At 59.6% G+C, this 17,440-nt stretch carries 16 protein-coding genes; 5 read left to right on the plus strand and 11 right to left on the minus strand.

All coding sequences use genetic code 11. The features are described from left to right. On the plus strand, positions 1-479 hold a 479-nt coding region (locus tag TU73_RS12460), incomplete at its 5' end, for an integrase core domain-containing protein (RefSeq protein ID WP_156421191.1). Positions 480-865: 386 nt separating this feature from the next. Here the strand turns inward: TU73_RS12460 and TU73_RS28305 are convergent. The 5 genes from TU73_RS28305 to TU73_RS12485 are packed head-to-tail and all read right to left on the minus strand — an operon-like array spanning position 866 to position 6,679. Beyond that, positions 866-1,882, minus strand: a complete 1,017-nt coding sequence (locus tag TU73_RS28305; protein ID WP_156421218.1) for a fimbrial protein — start codon at positions 1,880-1,882, stop codon at positions 866-868. Between the two features lie 47 nt (positions 1,883-1,929). Further along, positions 1,930-2,679: a fimbrial biogenesis chaperone gene (locus TU73_RS12470; protein ID WP_057012463.1), complete on the minus strand. Its 750-nt coding sequence runs from the start codon at positions 2,677-2,679 to the stop codon at positions 1,930-1,932. After that, positions 2,679-5,300: a fimbria/pilus outer membrane usher protein gene (locus TU73_RS12475; protein WP_057012464.1), complete on the minus strand. Its 2,622-nt coding sequence runs from the start codon at positions 5,298-5,300 to the stop codon at positions 2,679-2,681. Before TU73_RS12475 ends, TU73_RS12470 begins: the two co-directional genes overlap by 1 nt. Positions 5,301-5,302: 2 nt before the next feature. Continuing rightward, the gene (locus TU73_RS12480) at positions 5,303-6,073 is read right to left on the minus strand and encodes a fimbrial biogenesis chaperone (RefSeq protein ID WP_057012465.1); all 771 of its coding nucleotides are present in this window, start codon (positions 6,071-6,073) and stop codon (positions 5,303-5,305) included. Between the two features lie 45 nt (positions 6,074-6,118). After that, positions 6,119-6,679, minus strand: coding sequence for a fimbrial protein (locus tag TU73_RS12485; protein WP_057012466.1), 561 nt, complete (start codon positions 6,677-6,679; stop codon positions 6,119-6,121). 295 nt (positions 6,680-6,974) lie between these two features. On the opposite strand from TU73_RS12485, the gene TU73_RS12490 reads away from it, so the two are divergent. Then, the gene (locus TU73_RS12490; RefSeq protein WP_057012467.1) at positions 6,975-8,516 is read left to right on the plus strand and encodes an EAL domain-containing protein; all 1,542 of its coding nucleotides are present in this window, start codon (positions 6,975-6,977) and stop codon (positions 8,514-8,516) included. 198 nt (positions 8,517-8,714) lie between these two features. Beyond that, entirely contained in the window at positions 8,715-9,080 is a 366-nt protein-coding gene (locus TU73_RS12495; protein WP_057012468.1) for a histone-like nucleoid-structuring protein, MvaT/MvaU family, read from the plus strand. Between the two features lie 113 nt (positions 9,081-9,193). Here TU73_RS12495 and TU73_RS12500 read toward each other — a convergent pair whose 3' ends face one another. After that, positions 9,194-9,730: a DUF4946 domain-containing protein gene (locus TU73_RS12500; RefSeq protein WP_057012469.1), complete on the minus strand. Its 537-nt coding sequence runs from the start codon at positions 9,728-9,730 to the stop codon at positions 9,194-9,196. Positions 9,731-9,906: 176 nt separating this feature from the next. Between TU73_RS12500 and gloA the strand changes: the two genes are divergently transcribed. Beyond that, positions 9,907-10,428 carry a lactoylglutathione lyase gene (gloA, locus tag TU73_RS12505; RefSeq protein WP_057012470.1) on the plus strand — a complete coding sequence of 174 codons (522 nt, stop codon included), beginning with the start codon at positions 9,907-9,909 and terminating at the stop codon, positions 10,426-10,428. A gap of 63 nt (positions 10,429-10,491) precedes the next feature. Here gloA and ahpF read toward each other — a convergent pair whose 3' ends face one another. The 3 genes from ahpF to TU73_RS12520 form a co-directional block, all read right to left on the minus strand. Beyond that, positions 10,492-12,057 carry an alkyl hydroperoxide reductase subunit F gene (gene ahpF / locus TU73_RS12510; protein WP_057012471.1) on the minus strand — a complete coding sequence of 522 codons (1,566 nt, stop codon included), beginning with the start codon at positions 12,055-12,057 and terminating at the stop codon, positions 10,492-10,494. A gap of 130 nt (positions 12,058-12,187) precedes the next feature. Next, entirely contained in the window at positions 12,188-12,751 is a 564-nt protein-coding gene (gene ahpC, locus TU73_RS12515; protein ID WP_003191303.1) for an alkyl hydroperoxide reductase subunit C, read from the minus strand. 133 nt (positions 12,752-12,884) lie between these two features. After that, positions 12,885-13,817 carry a site-specific integrase gene (locus TU73_RS12520; RefSeq protein ID WP_057012472.1) on the minus strand — a complete coding sequence of 311 codons (933 nt, stop codon included), beginning with the start codon at positions 13,815-13,817 and terminating at the stop codon, positions 12,885-12,887. 168 nt (positions 13,818-13,985) lie between these two features. On the opposite strand from TU73_RS12520, the gene TU73_RS12525 reads away from it, so the two are divergent. Further along, positions 13,986-15,002: a DNA-binding protein gene (locus tag TU73_RS12525; protein WP_057012473.1), complete on the plus strand. Its 1,017-nt coding sequence runs from the start codon at positions 13,986-13,988 to the stop codon at positions 15,000-15,002. Here the strand turns inward: TU73_RS12525 and gorA are convergent, their stop codons facing one another. Next, a complete protein-coding gene (gorA, locus tag TU73_RS12530; protein WP_057012474.1) occupies positions 15,003-16,361 on the minus strand; it encodes a glutathione-disulfide reductase in 1,359 nt (452 codons plus the stop codon). It abuts the gene before it with no gap. Positions 16,362-16,465: 104 nt separating this feature from the next. Then, entirely contained in the window at positions 16,466-17,305 is an 840-nt protein-coding gene (gene galU, locus TU73_RS12535; protein ID WP_043049885.1) for a UTP--glucose-1-phosphate uridylyltransferase GalU, read from the minus strand. Between the last annotated feature and the right edge of the window lie 135 nt (positions 17,306-17,440).

The following is a 17,440-nucleotide window of genomic DNA, read 5'->3' on the forward strand; positions in this document are numbered from 1 at the left end:
GCGTGATCAATGAGAAGTGCCTGCGTGAGCCCTTGGTGTTGCACTCTGATAACGGAGCGCCAATGAAATCGGTGACGCTGTTAAGCAAAATGTATGAGCTGGGCATCACGCCTTCTCGCGGTCGTCCACGCGTAAGCAATGACAACCCGTACTCGGAATCACTGTTTAGGACACTGAAGTACTGCCCGCAATGGCCCTTGGAAGGCTTCGCCAGCTTGGACGCTGCGCGGACTTGGGTGAGGGATTTTATGCGGTGGTACAACAGCGAACACCGGCACAGCCGGATCCGCTTCGTCACCCCATCAGAGCGCCATGGAGGGAAAGATCATCAGATCCTGGCACTGCGCCATGAGCTGTATGAGCGGGAGCGCCGGAAAAGACCTGAACGGTGGTCAGGACAAACACGTAACTGGGAACCGGTAGGAACGGTGCTGCTGAATCCAGATCGGGAACAGCAGACCGAACAAAAAGCGGCATAGCAGAACGGTTGACGCGACAACTACCTTGAAAAACGCCGGGGGCAAGAGCCCTTTGGTTACTTTGGGGCTCTTTTCCAAAGTGACCCGCTGTCAGAGCGGAACCCTAAGTGGCCGTTACCGCAGGAATGGATATGTACCCGGTATAGCTGTGTCGCCTGTCAGGCCGCCTTCGCGAGCAAGCCCGCTCCCACAGTTTGATTGCGGGGTGTCAGGTAGATTGGCATCGGCTGGCAGGCCGTCATCGCAGGCAAGCCAGCTCCCACATTTGGATCGCGGTGCGTCAGCTAGATCAGCGTCGGCTGTCAGCCCGTCACGGGAGCAAGCTCCCTCGCCACAGATTTAGCCTCGTGCCGAAGTTGTGTAGATACCTATGCTGACCCTGGGGCTCACCGGTAACTCAGGGTAAACGAGGCCAGGCCGTTGGCGGTCCCAGGCTTGATGGTCGACGCGGTTTGAACGTAACGGGCGGTCAAGGGAATCGTCAGGGTGCCGTTGCCCGTGTTTGCGACCTGCCATTGGTTCGGGTTGCCCACGCCCGAGGAATCGGGCCCATAGCTTACCAACCGGTCGCCACTGAGCAATTGCAGGGCGACGCCACGGGCGTCCGAGTTGCGGGTCAAGGACAACTGGTTACTGCGGTTGCCGGGTTCCGTCTGGTCAGTCACGGTGATCCATACATCCAGGATGCCGCCGGTGCCGCCGGCACAGTCCAGGGTTATGTTGCGACTGACGCTGCCGGCGCTGCTGCCGACGCCCTTGAAATCACGGCTGGGCACCTGCCCCAGCGGCATCGCAAGCGACGGCGTGCTCACCCGGCAAGTCGGCTTTTGCGGCGGCAATATCACCGTATCGGCAAAGTTGACCGAGGCAGCGCCGGGGCTTTGGATGTTGACATTGGTCAGCACATACCTGGCGACTGTGTTCCCAGGGAGGGTGCCCGACGTGATCGGGCCCGTTGCCACCAGGTACACGCGCCCTTGCAGGCCCCAGCCATTGGGTTTGTTGTGCTTGATGTCCAACAGCGTGACGCCGGTGTGGGTGATGACCTTCAAATACTGGGACGGATCCCTGGCCATCATGACGAACCCGACGCCAGGGTAGCTGGTCGCATAGACGGGCAACGTCAGCCCATTGGCGTTGAACGTCATGCCGGTTGCCGGCGAATTGACCACGCTGAGGTTGGCCGACACCGGATGCGACAATGGCCAGTCGGTGTAGCGGCACTGCATGACAAAGCCATTGCTGGCGAAGTCATAGCCGCTTGGGTAGCCAATCGCCTCGCCCACTTGCAGGTTGTTAGGCAGGGTGATGGGCGGGAAGGACAGCGTCACCGGGGCTTGGGGGGTACAGACGCCTGCATTGAAATGCGCCTGTGCGTCCATCGCGACTGCACAAATACTCAAGCACACGCCAATCTGTAAAAACCTGAACATAAATTGCCGGACACCGTTCATATCGCCAAATCCTTAGTGCGCCCCAAAGACACTGCGTGCGTACGCGTCATGCCATGGTCATCCAGGGTGGTAAATCGCAGCGCGGCCGTACCCTGGCCCTGCGGCGCCCCGCCCTTCAGCACGATGCGGGCAACCGAATGCGGCAACAGCATCGGCGGGGCCTCACTGTGATACTCGACGCCATCGACGGTCAGCAACACGCTGGAAAGCGTCACATGAAAGGCACTGGGATTGCGCACCTGCAGGACCGGGCCGTCGCCCGCCAGGCGCCACTGCAACGTATCCACCGCCTCCTGCGCTTGGCCTGGCAACGCGTCCGGGCGCAGGAAGAGCTTGATCCGTGTGCGAAAGGCAAATTGCAGCTGGTTGCCGGTGTCGACAGACGGGCGGATCCCCAGCACATTCAGCCAGTACACCGACTCCTGAGGCACGGCCATGGCCTTGTCTTGGGTTGCGTGGTACATCACCCGCAGTGCGCGGTGCTTGCCGGCATCCAGGCGCAGGATCGGCGGGGTCACCGTAAAGGGCACATCACTCGACTCAGGCGCGACCTGCGGGTCGCCCGCATCGATCCACACCTGGACCAATCGCGGGCCGTCGGCCTCATTGTGCAGGTTGACCGTTACCCCAGGGGCACTGGCCGTGTAAATGATGCGCGTGCGGTCAATGACGATTTCCCCATGGGCCAATACTGTCTGCACCGCCAGGGCCAGGCCAAGCACCGCGTTGAACAAGCGACGAGTCATCAGCTGCGCTCCTCGTCCGCATCGCCATGGTCGGCACATTGACTGACCAACTGGTCCGCGTTTTCCTGGCGTTGCTCGGGCCTGCGCGGTGGCAAACGGTAATGGATGAAGCACTGGTCACCCGCCCCTGCATTCCAGCGCACCGTCAACCGCCCCTGGTCGGCAACCCCGCGCACAAAAGCCTTGCCAGCCTGGCCGATCACGCCGATTTCGACGCCGCGCTCGTCAAACACCTGGGCGGCAAATGGCAACGGCTTGCCACCCATATGGGTGGCCTTGATCACCACGGCACGGCCACTGATGGTCTCGAACCTGACCAGTGAGACGGCCCCCAGCGTCGGCACCACGGCGTGACTCGATTCCTTGAGTTCCACATCCATGGGCATGCCCTCGGGATCGATATCTACTTCATTGCGCTGATAAGCCCTGAGGGCTGGCAGCACCGCATAACCCTGCTTATCGATACGCGCCCCGCTGCTGCCGAGCCGGGCACCTTGTGCATGCGGCGCATACACCAGTGCCGAGGCTTCACCGAGGTTTTGCGCGAAGGTCACGCCACCCTTGTGGGCTATCAGCCCGCCATCGGCACTCATGGATAGTTGCGAACTGTCGCGGGCCTGGGCATAGCCGGCCCGCAGGCTCGCAGCGCGGCTGCGATAGCCGGCGTAGGCATTGAAGCTGGAGCCTTGCTGGTGGCCGTTGCCACGGCTGCCGGACAGCCCGTAGCTGGCTTCACCGGTGTCACCCAGCAAACCATTGATTCCCACCTGATGCTGGCTGCCGCGTGAATCGCCAGCATCGTGCGACAGGCTGCTGCTCAGGGTCGGCGCACGCGTTCCTGCGCCCAATGGCATGGACAGTGTCAGCACCAGGTGATTATCCACGCGCCCGGCTTGCGCCGACCGGCCAAAAAAGATTTCGTCGCTGCGCTCGTGATCGTTCAATGGATGGGTTTCACTGACACGCGAGCGCTGCGCCGAGAGGTTCCAGTTGAGTGACTTCCAATTAGCCGCATAACTGAGGGTGAAGGATGTCTGGCGCCCTTGGCGGCCCGCCCAGTAGTCGATGGAGCTGCCATACAGGCTCAGCGAGCCTGCGCCCAACTGCTGGCTGATTGTCAGGTCGAGGCGGCTTTTCTGCCTGGCGTAACTGTTGATACTCCCGCCTTGGCGGGCCAGTTCCCGCACATTGAGCGCATCAGGCAGGTTCAGGTATCCGGCCGTGGAGAAACGATAGGCGCCCAGCGCAAAGTGCGTCCCCGAGAACGGCAGGTTCTTGTTATAGGCCAGGCCCCAGCTTTGCCCGCCGACTACCCCCAGCCCCTGAATCTGGGTGCGCGACTGGGTGCTGTCGAGGGAGAACGCGCCAATCGGAGTACTCATCGCCAGGCCGGCCTTGGCCTGGCCGTAGCCTGGGGAAAGCGTATTGCCACCATAGGCGCTCAGACGATCGCCCAGGCCATGCTGCAGCGTACCCTGCAAGATCAGCGGGCTGGCATCGCTGACGCCGTATTGCTGCAACTGCCCCAAGGTCACGCTGTAGTGGCTGGCACCGTCACGCAGCAAGTAAGGCGCCACGGAGTAAGGCACCACGAAGCTGCTGCGCCGGCCGTCGACCTCGGTGACACTGACTTGCAGGTCGCCGCCGTACCCGGTGGGGTAAAGGTCATCGATGACAAACGGCCCCGGGGCCACTGTGGTTTCGTAAAGGGTGTAGCCGTTCTGGCGCACTGTCACCGTTGCATTGCTGTCGGCAATGCCTCGCACCTGAGGCGCATAGCCTTGTTGCGACTGGGCAAGCATGCGGTCATCGGTCGCCAGGGTGATGCCGCGTACACGCACACCGTCGAGGATCTGGCCACTGCTGAAGCTGTCGCCGACGGTCAGCTGTGAACGCCAGGCGGCAAGGGGCCGTTGCAGGTAGGTGGCGGTGTGTTGATAAGGCGCCAGGCCGCTACCGGATGCCCATGCCTGCCCACCCTGATGGCGTAGCCGCCAGTCGCCCAGGTTGAGACCGCCGTTGAGGCCCAGGTAGCCACGATCCTCACCGGCGCCCGCTGTCGCCGTCGCGGCACTGAAGTTGTAGTTGAGCAGCGCGGCGTCAATGCCATTGTCCCACTCAGACGGGTCAATGTAGCCGCGCGCGGAACGGTTGATGTAGATCTGGGGGATGCTGACATCCAGGGTCAAGGTCTCGATATCGACGCGGCTGCTGGCCATGGGTATCCACTCGGCAAAATCCTGGCAGGCATGCTCGGTGTTATCCGCCAGCGCCTGCACAGAAACCCCCAGTTGGCCAAGCTCGGCAGCGTTCAGGCAAGGCTGGGCGTCGTCCTGCCCGGCAAGGGGGGCGAAGGTGATCTCGCGGCGTCCCATCGATTGCCCGTTGAGCATCACATCCACGCGGTAGACACCTGGCGCCAACACGTTGCTGGTATTGAAGCGTGAGATATCTGCCGAAGAGGACAGGCCGCTGGCGAACGCCTCGATGTCAAACAACAGTGGCGCGGCCTCTGCCGACATCAATAAGGTACTGAGCAGGCCCAGCCATAGCAGTAACCTGGGGTTGGCAAACAGCCAGGCAGTGAAGCGGTGAACGGGTATTTGCAATAAGGCATACATGATCAGAACTTCAGGGGAGCACGCTGCGGCACGGAGAATGCGCCGTAATCATTGATGTATTTGAAATGCACCTGGGCGTCCGCGGGTATTGCTTGTGCGACATCCCTGACGGGCAGCTTCAGGCTGCCGCCGGGAGGCACCATGCCCTCTCCTGCCGGTAACAGGCGAGCACCCGGGCCCGAACCCATGGCCAAGGCAACCTCATTGAAGGTCACGTGATAAGCCGATGGGTTGTGCACTTCCAGTAGCGGTCCCTGGGCACTCCGGTGCAGGGTCCAGCGTAAGTGGGTGGGCGCCTCGTCCGCGGAACCCGGCAATCGGGCCGGGCGGAAAAACACTTTGGTGCGGATACGAAAAGCGAACTGCAGGTGGTTCGAAGGGGCCTCTTGCGGGCTGCCCGGTGCCACGTTGACCTTGGGCGGTATCTCCAGGGCGTTGAGCCAAAACAACGATTCGCGGTCATCCGGCAGTGGGTCCTGGGTATAGACCAGTCGCACCACCTGGCTTTTGCCCGCGTCCATGCGAAACACAGGCGGCGACAGGCTGAACGGCACGTCGCTGCCGGAGGGGTCTTGCGCCGGGTCGCCCTGGTCCAGCCACACTTGGACCAGGCGCGGCGCTCTCTGATCGTCATTGGTCAGGCGCAGCGTGATTTCTCGACGCTGCTGCGGATAGATGTGCCGCGTGCCGTCGATCACTACGCCGGCGTGAGCGACGGATAGCAACCCGACACTGATCAGCAAGTGGGTCAATAGCAATGTTCGGGCAAACATTTTGTCTGTCCTTGCCTGGCGCACGGCCAGGCAACTGGGCCCCGATCAGGGGAACGTCACCGAATACAGCACTTGGGTGCTGACCGGGCCTGGCGTAGCGGTGCCCGTGGCGATGTATTGGGCGGCAAAGGGCAGCGACACCTGGCCGCTTTCCGGGACTTTCGCGGGGCTGGAGTTCTGGCCCAGGCGCAAATCCATGGGCTGGCGGGTGACGCCATCCACGAGTTGCACCTCAACGAAGGTGGCAGGCGTCGGCTTGGCGGGTGCCTGGTTGACCAGGTTACCGGTCGCCGGGTTGATCGCGGGGCTGTTGCTCTCATACATCACGGCGACGGTCGTATCCTTGGGGCAGGAACCGACATGGATGTAATAGGGTTTCGCCCCGGCAGTCTGGCCTGGCGCCTTGAGCGCGCTGGCCTGGACCTTGTTGAGTGGCACCGAAAAGTCCGGGCTGGTGCCGGGCGCAGAGCCCGTGCCACCACTGATGCTGCAAGTGGTGCCGGTGATTTCACCGGTCAAGGTGATCTTGCCGTCTGCGGCAACAGCAGGCAGAGCGGCAACGCCGGTGACCGCCAGCAATACAACTGCCAATGCGATAGTTTTCATTACAGATACTTCCTGGTGAATGTCAGTGAAAGTGTTGCAAGCCAGGACTCATCAATCGAAGGGCGAGACGCGACGGTCCCGCCAAAATTGGGCTGAGTGGCAGTGAAAGAGGCTGTAGGGGTTAAGTGCTACTGAGTCTCTTACGTTTTGCAACGAAGTTTATGTTGCCAAGTTGAAGTGCCCGCCACAACTGACCGAACGGTTAGGTCAGTAGGCGTTAAACAAGTGAGCAGCCCCGTGCAATGCCATCTATCATCGGCAGAGCCCACTCTCTTTTTCACGATTGATTGCCCCTATGCCCCTGACCGCCAAAGGTCCACGAAGCCGAGCCGCCCGCTATTTCATCAGCACCCTGTGCGGGCTGCTGCCCATTCTGTTGGGGGTGGTAATTCTTTACTGGCAAGCCGAACGCACGCTCGAGCAAAGCACGGCCCAAACCGCTCAAGAAGCGGTGCGCCAGTTCGACCTGATGCTCGACAATACCGCCCTCGCCGCCCAGGCTTTGTTGCCTTTGGCGGGTAAGCCATGTGATAGCGAGGCACAACTGGCGCTGCGCGAACAGGTCACGCGCCGCCCGTTTGTACGCGCCACCACCCTGTCCTGGCAAAAAAACATTTATTGCAGTTCGCTGTTCGGCGGCAACCATCAGTCGCCGGTTAACCCGGATGACTACGTCAATGGCCGGTTATGGCTGATGAACGGCAACCCCGTCACGCCGGATACCGCACTGTTGGTCTACCGCCTCGTGGAAGGCGACCAGGGCGCGTTCGCCTCGATTGACAGCTACCACCTCACCAACGCCTTGCGCTTGATCAGCCGTTACGCCCATCTGGTCTTGCAAGTCGGCCCCCATTGGCTGGATGCCGAGGGCAAGGTGCATGACAGCGCGGTGCCGGTATTTGCCGTGGCCCATCATCATCTGACGTCCAAGCGTTATTACTACAGCGTCGAGGCGGGTATGCCGGAAGGAGAAACCTGGCGTTATATGCAGGCCCGTTATCCGGCGCTGTTCAGCCTGGTGGTGTTCTTCGGTGTACTGGCCGGCATCCTCGCGCATTGGTTGCAAAAACGCTCGTCCGCCCCCACCCAGGAGTTGCAGCGTGCGTTGAGTGCCAACGAATTCATCCCGTATTTCCAGCCAGTGGTACGCGGAGACACGCGTCAATGGGCAGGCTGTGAAGTGCTGATGCGCTGGAAACACCCGAAAGAGGGCCTGGTGCGGCCGGACCTGTTTATTCCCCTGGCCGAAGACTCGGGCCTGATCGTGCCGATGACCCGCGCCCTGCTGCGCCAGACCGCTGCCCAACTGGCGCCCCACGCCGCGCGTTTCAGCCCCGGCTTCCATATTGGCGTGAATATCACCGCACGCCATTGCCAGGACCTGGCCCTGGTGGAGGACTGCCGGGAGTTCCTTGCCGCCTTCGTGCCTGGCCAGGTCAGCCTGGTGCTGGAGTTGACCGAGCGCGAGCTGATCGAGCCCACCGATATCACCCGCCAGTTGTTCGATGCCCTGCACCAGTTGGGTGTACTGATCGCGATCGATGACTTTGGAACAGGCCACTCCAGCCTGGCTTACTTGCGCAACTTCAACGTCGATTACTTGAAGATTGACCAAAGCTTTGTCGCCATGATCGGTGCGGATGCGCTGTCAGGACATATCCTGGACAGCATCATAGAACTGTCCGGCAAGCTTGACCTTGGCATTGTTGCCGAAGGCGTGGAAACAGCGCAACAGTGTGAATACCTCGTTGCCCAAGGCGTAGATTTCTTACAAGGTTATCTGTTCGGCCGACCGTTACCCTGTGATGAGTTCATTAACTCGTTGGGCAATCATTGAATAGCCCTGCGCCACCTTCGATGAAAGATTGTTATTTTGACGGCAGACATGATTTACTCGAGATGGATTAACTACTACAATTTTTCCTACCTGTGCAGAACTCGCAGAGGGGTCTTTTTCGTTGAGTTACCTTAACGTTCCTGGCTTATAGCTTTGTCTGCCGTTGATAACAGCAACTACACTATTGGAGTACAGATTTTGTCCAGACTCGCCGAATTTCGCGCAGCAGAAAAAGCCCTTCAAGAGCAGCTTGCGCAGCTGGAATCCTTGAAGAACGATGCAGGCCTGAAGAAAGAAATCGAATTCGAAGAAAAACTCAAGAAGCTGATGGACAGCTACGGCAAAAGCCTGCGCGACGTCATCGCCATTCTTGACCCAACCCCACGCAAAGCCGGCGCAGCCGTTGCCGCGGCACCCAAGCAGCGGCGTGCGCGGGTCGTCAAGGTGTACCACAACCCGCATACCGGCGAGCTGATCGAGACCAAGGGCGGCAACCACCGCGGTCTTAAAGCCTGGAAAGAAGAGTACGGCGCCGCCACTGTAGATTCCTGGCTTCGCGGCTGATCAACAGGCACTAAAAACAGAGCCCCGCCGACGCGGGGCTCTTGTGCTTTATAGGTTCGAAAACGAACTTTTCCAATCGCTCATTTTGTTCAGATTCGCTCAACTTGGCCGAGTCATAATTTCAGGCTATTACGCACCGAACTCACTTCATCCTTGCTTGCGTCATAGGCTTGCACCTGGCCTGCGTATGAAAAGACATAGGCTTTATCGACATCCACTGCACCGACTAATGTCTGTGACAGAACGTGCCGGCCATTCTCGGTAATCACACAAGTAGTTTCGAGCGCTTCGAGACGACTCAATGTGCTGGGGTGCATTTTGCTGCACACGCTTTGATAACCGCTTCGGGCAAAATCCTTCTGGATGGATTTGCGCATCTCAAGCAATACGCCTGGAAGATTAACTTTATGTCCGTCTTCAATCGGTGTACCGGTCAACTCCATAACCATCAGGGTCGCGCCATTTTCATCATTCTTGATCGCACGCTGGCGCGACACCGCTTGAGGCTTGGCGGGTGTTTCGCCGTCAGGCACGACTTCCTCGACCTGCCAACCACTGGGCCAGTGAATCTCCGGGTCGGCGGCCAGTACCAACGGACTGGACAGCAGCCCACACACAGCGCTCAACAGCAATCTACGAAACTCGATCATTGCACAAAACACCCAAGGTTCAAGCAGCAAAGTTTGCGGCCCAGCCGGTGCGGGTCGCAAGGGCCGTGTGCGCTTTTTCATTTGGCGCAGCGGGCAGGCCTTGCGTATCATGGTCCGGCTGCACGGAGGCTGCCGCAAGCCAAGGGACCGCTTTGCCCCATTTTTCTGGAGGGCCCATGAGCCTGCACGATCTGAATACTCTCCCGGGCGTCACCGCCCAGCCTGATACCGCTACGACGAACTTCGTGTTCAACCACACCATGCTGCGGGTCAAGAACATCACCCAGTCACTGGATTTCTACACCCGTGTCCTGGGGTTTTCACTGGTTGAAAAACGCGACTTCCCGGAAGCCGAGTTCAGCCTGTACTTCCTGGCCCTGGTGGACAAGGCCCAGATCCCGGCCGACGCCGCCGAGCGCACCCAGTGGATGAAGTCGATCCCGGGCATCCTGGAACTGACCCACAATCATGGCACTGAAAACGACGCCGACTTCGCTTACCACAACGGCAATACTGACCCGCGTGGCTTTGGCCATATCTGCATCTCGGTGCCGGATATTGTCGCGGCATGCGAGCGTTTTGAAGCACTGGGCTGCGACTTCCAGAAGCGCCTGACGGATGGCCGCATGAAGAGCCTCGCCTTCATCAAAGACCCGGATGGCTACTGGGTCGAGATTATCCAGCCAGCGCCGATGTAATCCTCGCACGACAGAAAACAAAAAGCCCCATGAGTAATCATGGGGCTTTTTTCAAGGGCTCGGTTATGCCGGAGCCGACGTACGAATCAAGTGATCAAAGGCGCTCAACGAAGCCTTGGCCCCCTCACCTACCGCGATCACAATCTGCTTGTAAGGCACGGTAGTGACGTCACCGGCGGCAAACACGCCTGGCAATGAGGTCTCGCCACGGGCATCGACGATGATCTCGCCGCGCGGGGTCAGTTCTACAGTGCCCTTGAGCCAATCGGTGTTGGGCAGCAAGCCGATCTGAACAAAGATACCTTCCAGGTCGATGGTCTTGAACTCGCCGCTGTCGCGGTCCTTGTAGGCAAGGCCGGTGACTTTCTGGCCGTCGCCCTTGACTTCACTGGTCAGCGCGCTGGTAATCACATCCACGTTCGGCAGGCTATAGAGCTTGCGTTGCAATACCGCATCAGCGCGCAACTTGCTGTCGAACTCGAGCAGCGTGACATGGCTGACGATCCCGGCCAGGTCAATGGCAGCCTCAACACCAGAGTTACCGCCGCCGATCACCGCCACGCGCTTGCCCTTGAACAATGGGCCGTCGCAGTGCGGGCAGAAGCACACGCCCTTGGCCTTGTATTCCTGCTCGCCCGGAACGCCCATCTCTCTCCAGCGGGCGCCAGTGGCCAGGATCACAGTCTTGGACTTGAGGGTCGCGCCGCTTTCGAAGCGAATTTCGTGCAACTCACCAGGAGTTTTCGCCGGAACCAGGCTACTGGCACGTTGCAGATTCATGATGTCCACGTCGTACTGGCGCACATGCGCTTCCAACGCACTGGCCAGCTTCGGCCCTTCGGTTTCCTGTACCGAGATAAAGTTCTCGATCGACATGGTGTCCAGTACCTGGCCACCAAAACGCTCGGCGGCAACACCGGTACGAATGCCTTTGCGCGCCGCATAGATGGCTGCCGAAGAACCGGCCGGGCCACCGCCGACGACGAGTACGTCAAAGGCGTCTTTTGCGCTGATCTTTTCCGCGGCTTTTTCGATGCCGCTGGTGTCGAGCTTGGCAAGGATTTCTTCCAGGCCCATGCGGCCCTGGCCGAAGTTGACCCCGTTCAAGTAGACACTCGGCACCGCCATGATCTGGCGCTCGTCGACCTCGGCCTGGAACAGCGCACCGTCGATGGCGACGTGGCGGATGTTCGGGTTCAGCACGGCCATCAGGTTCAAGGCCTGGACCACGTCCGGGCAGTTCTGGCACGACAGCGAGAAGTAAGTCTCGAAGCTGAACTCGCCTTTGAGCGCGCGAATCTGTTCAATCACCTCGACACTGGCCTTCGACGGGTGGCCACCGACTTGCAGCAGAGCCAGCACCAACGAAGTGAATTCATGACCCATGGGGATGCCGGCGAAACGCAGGCTGATATCAGCACCCGGGCGGTTGATGGAGAACGATGGCTTGCGCGTATCATCGCCATCGGTTTTCAGTGTAATCAGCGTGGTGAGGCTGACGACGTCCTGTAAAAGGGCAAGCATTTCCTGGGATTTCGCGCCGTCGTCGAGGGAGGCGACGATCTCGATCGGCTGGGTGACCCGTTCCAGGTATGACTTCAACTGAGCTTTAAGATTGGCGTCCAACATACGGGCGATTTCCTATTGATTCGGTTTATTGCAGACAAAAAAACGCCCGAGCGAATCTCGCCCGGGCGTTTTGAGGGCGGATGCAGCTTACTTAAGTGCGGATTCCCGCCCTTGATGCGTCTTCACAGACTTAGATCTTGCCGACCAGGTCCAGGGACGGAGCCAGGGTGGCCTCGCCTTCTTTCCACTTGGCTGGGCAGACTTCGCCTGGGTGGGCAGCGACATACTGAGCGGCCTTGATCTTGCGCAGCAGCTCGGAAGCGTCACGGCCAACACCGCCGTCGTTCAGTTCAACGATCTTGATCTGACCTTCTGGGTTGATGACGAAAGTACCGCGGTCTGCCAGGCCGGCTTCTTCAATCAGCACGTCGAAGTTGCGCGAGATGGTCAGGGTTGGGTCGCCGATCATGGTGTACTGGATCTTGCCGATGGCTGGCGAAGTGTTGTGCCAGGCAGCGTGGGCGAAGTGGGTGTCGGTGGACACGCTGTAGATCTCGACGCCCAGTTTCTGAAATTCGGCGTAGTTGTCAGCCAGGTCTTCCAGTTCGGTTGGGCAAACGAAGGTGAAGTCAGCTGGGTAGAAGAACACGACTGACCACTTGCCTTTCAGGTCAGCATCGGTCACATCGACGAAGCTGCCGTTTTTGAAAGCGGTGGCTTTAAACGGTTTTACTTGGCTGTTGATGATAGGCATCGTTGACTCTCCGTCAGGGGTTAGTAAGTTGATGAGATGAATCCTACCGGCTCTCTCGGTCGATGGCTCATTGGCAAACCTGATGTTGACGATTGGTTTTCTCTATCAGGTAACAGTATTAATAGAAGAAATCTCACAACAGCGGTTGGGTGGCCAGGGTCATACCAAGAAATGGCGTCGCTTCAACATAGCGCATGGCGGATTTCATGTCGCTCCAACCGACGTAACTCATCAGTGACTTCAAATCCCAGCCACTGCGATGCGCCCAGGTAGCGAAGCCTCGACGCAGGGAATGACTGGTGTATTGCTCAGCCGCAATGCCAGCGCGTTCAAGAGCCTGGCGCAATAAGGGGATCACACTGTTGGGGTGCAAGCCCTCCTCGCCCAGGTTGCCCCAGCGGTCAATGCCGCGGAAGACCGGGCCGCGCACCAGGGCCGAGACGCTGAGCCATTCGCTGTAGGCCTGCACTGGACAAAGGCGCAGCAGCGCCGGGGTCTGGTAAGTCTTGCCGAGATTGTCCCGGTCGCTTTTGCTGCGCGGCAGGTAGAGGCTGATGCCGGCACCGGGCACTGCCTGGACATGCTCGATACTCAACCGACACAGCTCATCACTGCGAAAGCCGCGCCAGAAGCCCAGCAGGATCAGCGCGGTGTCGCGTTTGGCGCGCAGCAATCGAGGGCTGTCCTGATCAGTAGCGGCCTGCCTCGCCTCACTTTCGAGGGACGCTACTACCTGCTCCAAGTGCCTGAGCTGCAAAGGCTCGGCCTGCCTTTCTCGCGCCGGGTGCACCGCACGGATCCCCTTGAGCACCTTGCGCACCACCGGCGCCTTGGTCGGGTCGGCGAAGCCTTGGCTGACATGCCATTGCGCCAAGGCCGAAAGCCGCAGCTTAAGGGTGTTCACCGCCAGCACGCCGGCGTGCGCCACGAGGTAACGCGCCACGCTGTCGCTGGTGGCGGGCAGGAACCCGCCCCACGTCACTTCGAAATGCTCGATGGCAGCCCGATAGCTGCGGCGCGTGTTGTCACGGGTGGCGGCGTCTAGGTATCGATCCAGGTCGCTCATTGGCGTCCTTCGTACTGTTGGCGGATGGGTTGGCAAGGAAAATCCCTATGACACGGGATAATACGCCAATATCCCGCCTGTTAAATCATCAATTTCAACGAATTTTTAGACATGCTATAGTACGTATATACATAATACGTACCACATTATCAAATCGACGGAGACCCCATGGCTCGCGGCGGCATAAACAAAGCAGTAGTTCAGACGGCACGCCTGGCAATCCTCGCCCGTGGCGAAAACCCCAGCATCGATGCCGTTCGTATCGAGATGGGCAATACCGGCTCGAAAACCACCATTCATCGCTATTTGAAGGAGCTGGACGAGAGCCAGACCCGCCAGGCGATCACCCAGGCGCCGATTGACGACGAGCTGGGCGAACTGGTCGCGCGCCTGGCCCAGCGCTTGAAAGAGAAAGCCCAGGAGCCGATTGACCTGGCCCTGGCGCAATTCGAACAACAGAAAGCCGCCCTGCTCGCCCAGGTTGAAACCTTGGAAGAGGCGCACGCCCAGCTCAGGCAGCAATTGGATATCCAGGCCGCGGCCCTGAAGGAAGAAAGCGCCGCCCTGCAAACCGCCAGCACCAGCCTGCAGGCCGAACAGACCCGCAACGCCGGGCTGAGCCAGGCGTGCAGCGATTACGAGCTAAGGATCAGCGACAAGGACGAGCAAATTCGCTCACTGGAAGAAAAGCACCTGCATGCCCGGGATGCGCTTGAGCATTACCGCAATGCAATCAAGGAACAGCGTGAACAGGAGCAGCGCCGCCATGAAGGTCAGCTGCAACAGATCCAGGCCGAGCTGCGCCAGGCCCAGCAAAGCGCACTGGTGCGCCAGGATGAAATCACCCAGTTGCATCGGGACAATGAACGCCTACTGATTGAGCAGCGTGTGACGGTCAAGGAACTCAATGCGCTGCAAGAGCAGGTCCGCAAGGATCAAGCCGCACAGCTCAAACTGAACGAGCAGCTCAGCCGCATCGACAGCGAGCGCACCCTGCTCCAGGAACGCTTGCGTGTTGCCATGCAGGACAGTCAGTCACGCCAGGAGGCGCTGCTTGAGCACCAACGGCACAACAAGGCGCTGGAACTGGACCTGGTCAAGGCCCAGGCCCGTATCGACGCGCTGCGCCTGGCGGCCGTCGTTGCGACGGCGCCAGAGGCAACGGAGCCAACGGAGCCAACCTGATCAGTCGGCCACAGGCGTGCGCATGGTGACGAATTCTTCCGCCGCCGTAGGGTGCACGCCGATGGTCTCGTCGAAATGCTGCTTGGTCGCGCCCGCCTTGAGCGCGATCGCCAGGCCTTGCACGATCTCACCAGCATCCGGGCCAACCATGTGGCAACCCAGCACTTTGTCGGTATCGGCGTCGACCACCAGCTTCATCAGGGTCTTTTCCTGACAGTCCGTGAGGGTCAGCTTCATCGGCCGGAACCGGCTTTCGAAGATCTGCACCTTGTGGCCTTTGGCGCGCGCATCCTCTTCGCTCAGGCCTACGGTGCCGATAGTCGGCTGGCTGAACACCGCCGTCGCAATATTGGCGTAATCCACCGCACGGTATTGTTCGGGCTTGAACAAGCGCCGCGCCACAGCCATGCCTTCGGCCAGTGCCACGGGCGTCAGCTGCACACGACCAATGACATCACCAATGGCCAGGATCGACGGCTCGGCAGTCTGGTACAACTCATCCACGGCGACGAAGCCGCGCTCATCCAACTTGACCCCGGTATTTTCCAGGCCCAGGTTGTCCAACATCGGGCGGCGACCGGTGGCATAGAACACGCAATCGGCCTCCAGCACACGCCCATCCTTCAGAGTGGCCTTGAGGCTGCCGTCGGCTTGCTTGTCGATGCGCTCGATGTCGGTATTGAATTGCAGATCCAGGCCGCGCTTGGTCAGCTCTTCCTGCAAGTGCTTGCGCACCGAGCCATCAAAGCCGCGCAGGAACAGGTCGCCGCGGTACAGCAATGACGTCTGCGCACCCAAGCCGTGGAAAATGCCGGCGAACTCAACCGCAATGTAACCACCGCCCACCACCAACACACGCTTAGGCAGCTCTTTAAGGAAGAACGCCTCATTGGAGCCGATGGCATGTTCGCGCCCTGGAATCTCAGGGATCTGCGGCCAGCCGCCGGTGGCGATCAGGATATGCTTGGCGGTGAAGCGCTCGCCGTTGATCTCCACCTGATGGGCATCAACCAGGCGTGCATGCCCTTCATGCAGGGTTACACCGCTGTTGACCAGCAGGTTGCGATAAATGCCGTTGAGGCGATTGATCTCGCGATCCTTGTTGGCGATCAGGGTCGCCCAATCAAAGTTCGCCTCCTCCAGCGACCAGCCGAAACCGCTGGCCTGTTCGAAGTCTTCGGCGAAGTGCGCGCCGTATACCAACAGCTTTTTCGGCACGCAGCCGACATTCACGCAGGTGCCACCCAGGTAGCGGCTTTCAGCCACGGCCACCTTGGCGCCAAAGCCCGCGGCAAAGCGCGCCGCCCGAACACCGCCGGAACCGGCGCCAATTACATACAGGTCAAAATCGTAGGCCATTTCATTCTCCTCGGCAGGACGCCAGCATACCGACTTACATGGGGCTGAAAAACGAAAAAGCCACCCGAAGGTGGCGTTCTCTTGAACAGACGGGCTAGCGTAAATCAGTAAGCCTTGCCGGTCTTGTAGAAGTGCTCGAAGCAGAAGTTGGTCGCTTCGATGTAACCTTCAGCACCACCGCAGTCAAAACGTTGGCCTTTGAACTTGTAGGCAATCACGCAGCCATCTTTGGCCTGCTTCATCAGCGCGTCGGTGATCTGGATCTCGCCGCCCTTGCCTGGCTCGGTTTCTTCGATCAGCTTGAAGATATCCGGGGTCAGGATGTAGCGACCGATGATCGCCAGGTTCGACGGCGCGTCTTCCGGTGCTGGCTTCTCGACCATGTCGCGCACGCGGATCAGGCCATCACCGATATCGTCACCGGCGATTACGCCGTACTTGTTGGTCTGCGATGGATCAACTTCCATCACCGCAACGATGGTGCAGCGATACTTCTGGTAGAGCTTGACCATCTGGGTCAGCACGCCATCGCCTTCGAGGTTCACACACAGGTCATCGGCCAGCACGACTGCGAACGGTTCGTCACCGATCAGCGGGCGACCGGTGAGGATGGCGTGGCCAAGGCCTTTCATCTGGGTCTGGCGGGTGTAGGAGAACGAGCACTCGTCGAGCAGCTTACGAATACCGACCAGGTATTTTTCCTTGTCGGTGCCCTTGATCTGGTTTTCCAACTCGTAGCTGATATCGAAGTGGTCTTCCAGGGCGCGCTTACCACGGCCGGTCACGATGGAGATTTCGTTCAAGCCGGCATCCAGGGCCTCTTCGACGCCGTACTGGATCAGTGGCTTGTTCACCACCGGCAGCATCTCTTTGGGCATGGCCTTGGTCGCTGGCAAGAAGCGAGTGCCGTAACCGGCTGCTGGGAACAAGCATTTCTTGATCATATGAGTCCTTACAAAGGGCTGTGCGTACGGAATTCGGCGCAGTCTAATCAGGCCGCAGTCACCTTACAATGGGTCCTGCTGGCGTTGCGATGTCATCATAGAGAAAAAATGTCGGCGTAAGTTCCGCTGATCTTA

The sequence above is a fragment of the Pseudomonas libanensis genome (genome assembly GCF_001439685.1).
In the GTDB taxonomy this organism is placed as follows: domain Bacteria; phylum Pseudomonadota; class Gammaproteobacteria; order Pseudomonadales; family Pseudomonadaceae; genus Aquipseudomonas; species Aquipseudomonas libanensis.

Excerpts from the sequence above, each read along its gene's own strand:
- galU (WP_043049885.1), bottom strand. The coding sequence starts at position 17,305 with ATGATCAAGAAATGCTTGTTCCCAGCAGCCGGTTACGGCACTCGCTTC.
- gloA (WP_057012470.1), top strand. The coding sequence starts at position 9,907 with ATGAGCCTGCACGATCTGAATACTCTCCCGGGCGTCACCGCCCAGCCT.
- ahpF (WP_057012471.1), bottom strand. The coding sequence starts at position 12,057 with ATGTTGGACGCCAATCTTAAAGCTCAGTTGAAGTCATACCTGGAACGG.
- gorA (WP_057012474.1), bottom strand. The coding sequence starts at position 16,361 with ATGGCCTACGATTTTGACCTGTATGTAATTGGCGCCGGTTCCGGCGGT.
- TU73_RS12475 (WP_057012464.1), bottom strand. The coding sequence starts at position 5,300 with ATGTATGCCTTATTGCAAATACCCGTTCACCGCTTCACTGCCTGGCTG.
- TU73_RS12525 (WP_057012473.1), top strand. The coding sequence starts at position 13,986 with ATGGCTCGCGGCGGCATAAACAAAGCAGTAGTTCAGACGGCACGCCTG.
- TU73_RS12500 (WP_057012469.1), bottom strand. The coding sequence starts at position 9,730 with ATGATCGAGTTTCGTAGATTGCTGTTGAGCGCTGTGTGTGGGCTGCTG.
- ahpC (WP_003191303.1), bottom strand. The coding sequence starts at position 12,751 with ATGCCTATCATCAACAGCCAAGTAAAACCGTTTAAAGCCACCGCTTTC.
- TU73_RS12520 (WP_057012472.1), bottom strand. The coding sequence starts at position 13,817 with ATGAGCGACCTGGATCGATACCTAGACGCCGCCACCCGTGACAACACG.
- TU73_RS12485 (WP_057012466.1), bottom strand. The coding sequence starts at position 6,679 with ATGAAAACTATCGCATTGGCAGTTGTATTGCTGGCGGTCACCGGCGTT.
- TU73_RS12480 (WP_057012465.1), bottom strand. The coding sequence starts at position 6,073 with ATGTTTGCCCGAACATTGCTATTGACCCACTTGCTGATCAGTGTCGGG.
- TU73_RS12470 (WP_057012463.1), bottom strand. The coding sequence starts at position 2,679 with ATGACTCGTCGCTTGTTCAACGCGGTGCTTGGCCTGGCCCTGGCGGTG.
- TU73_RS12490 (WP_057012467.1), top strand. The coding sequence starts at position 6,975 with ATGCCCCTGACCGCCAAAGGTCCACGAAGCCGAGCCGCCCGCTATTTC.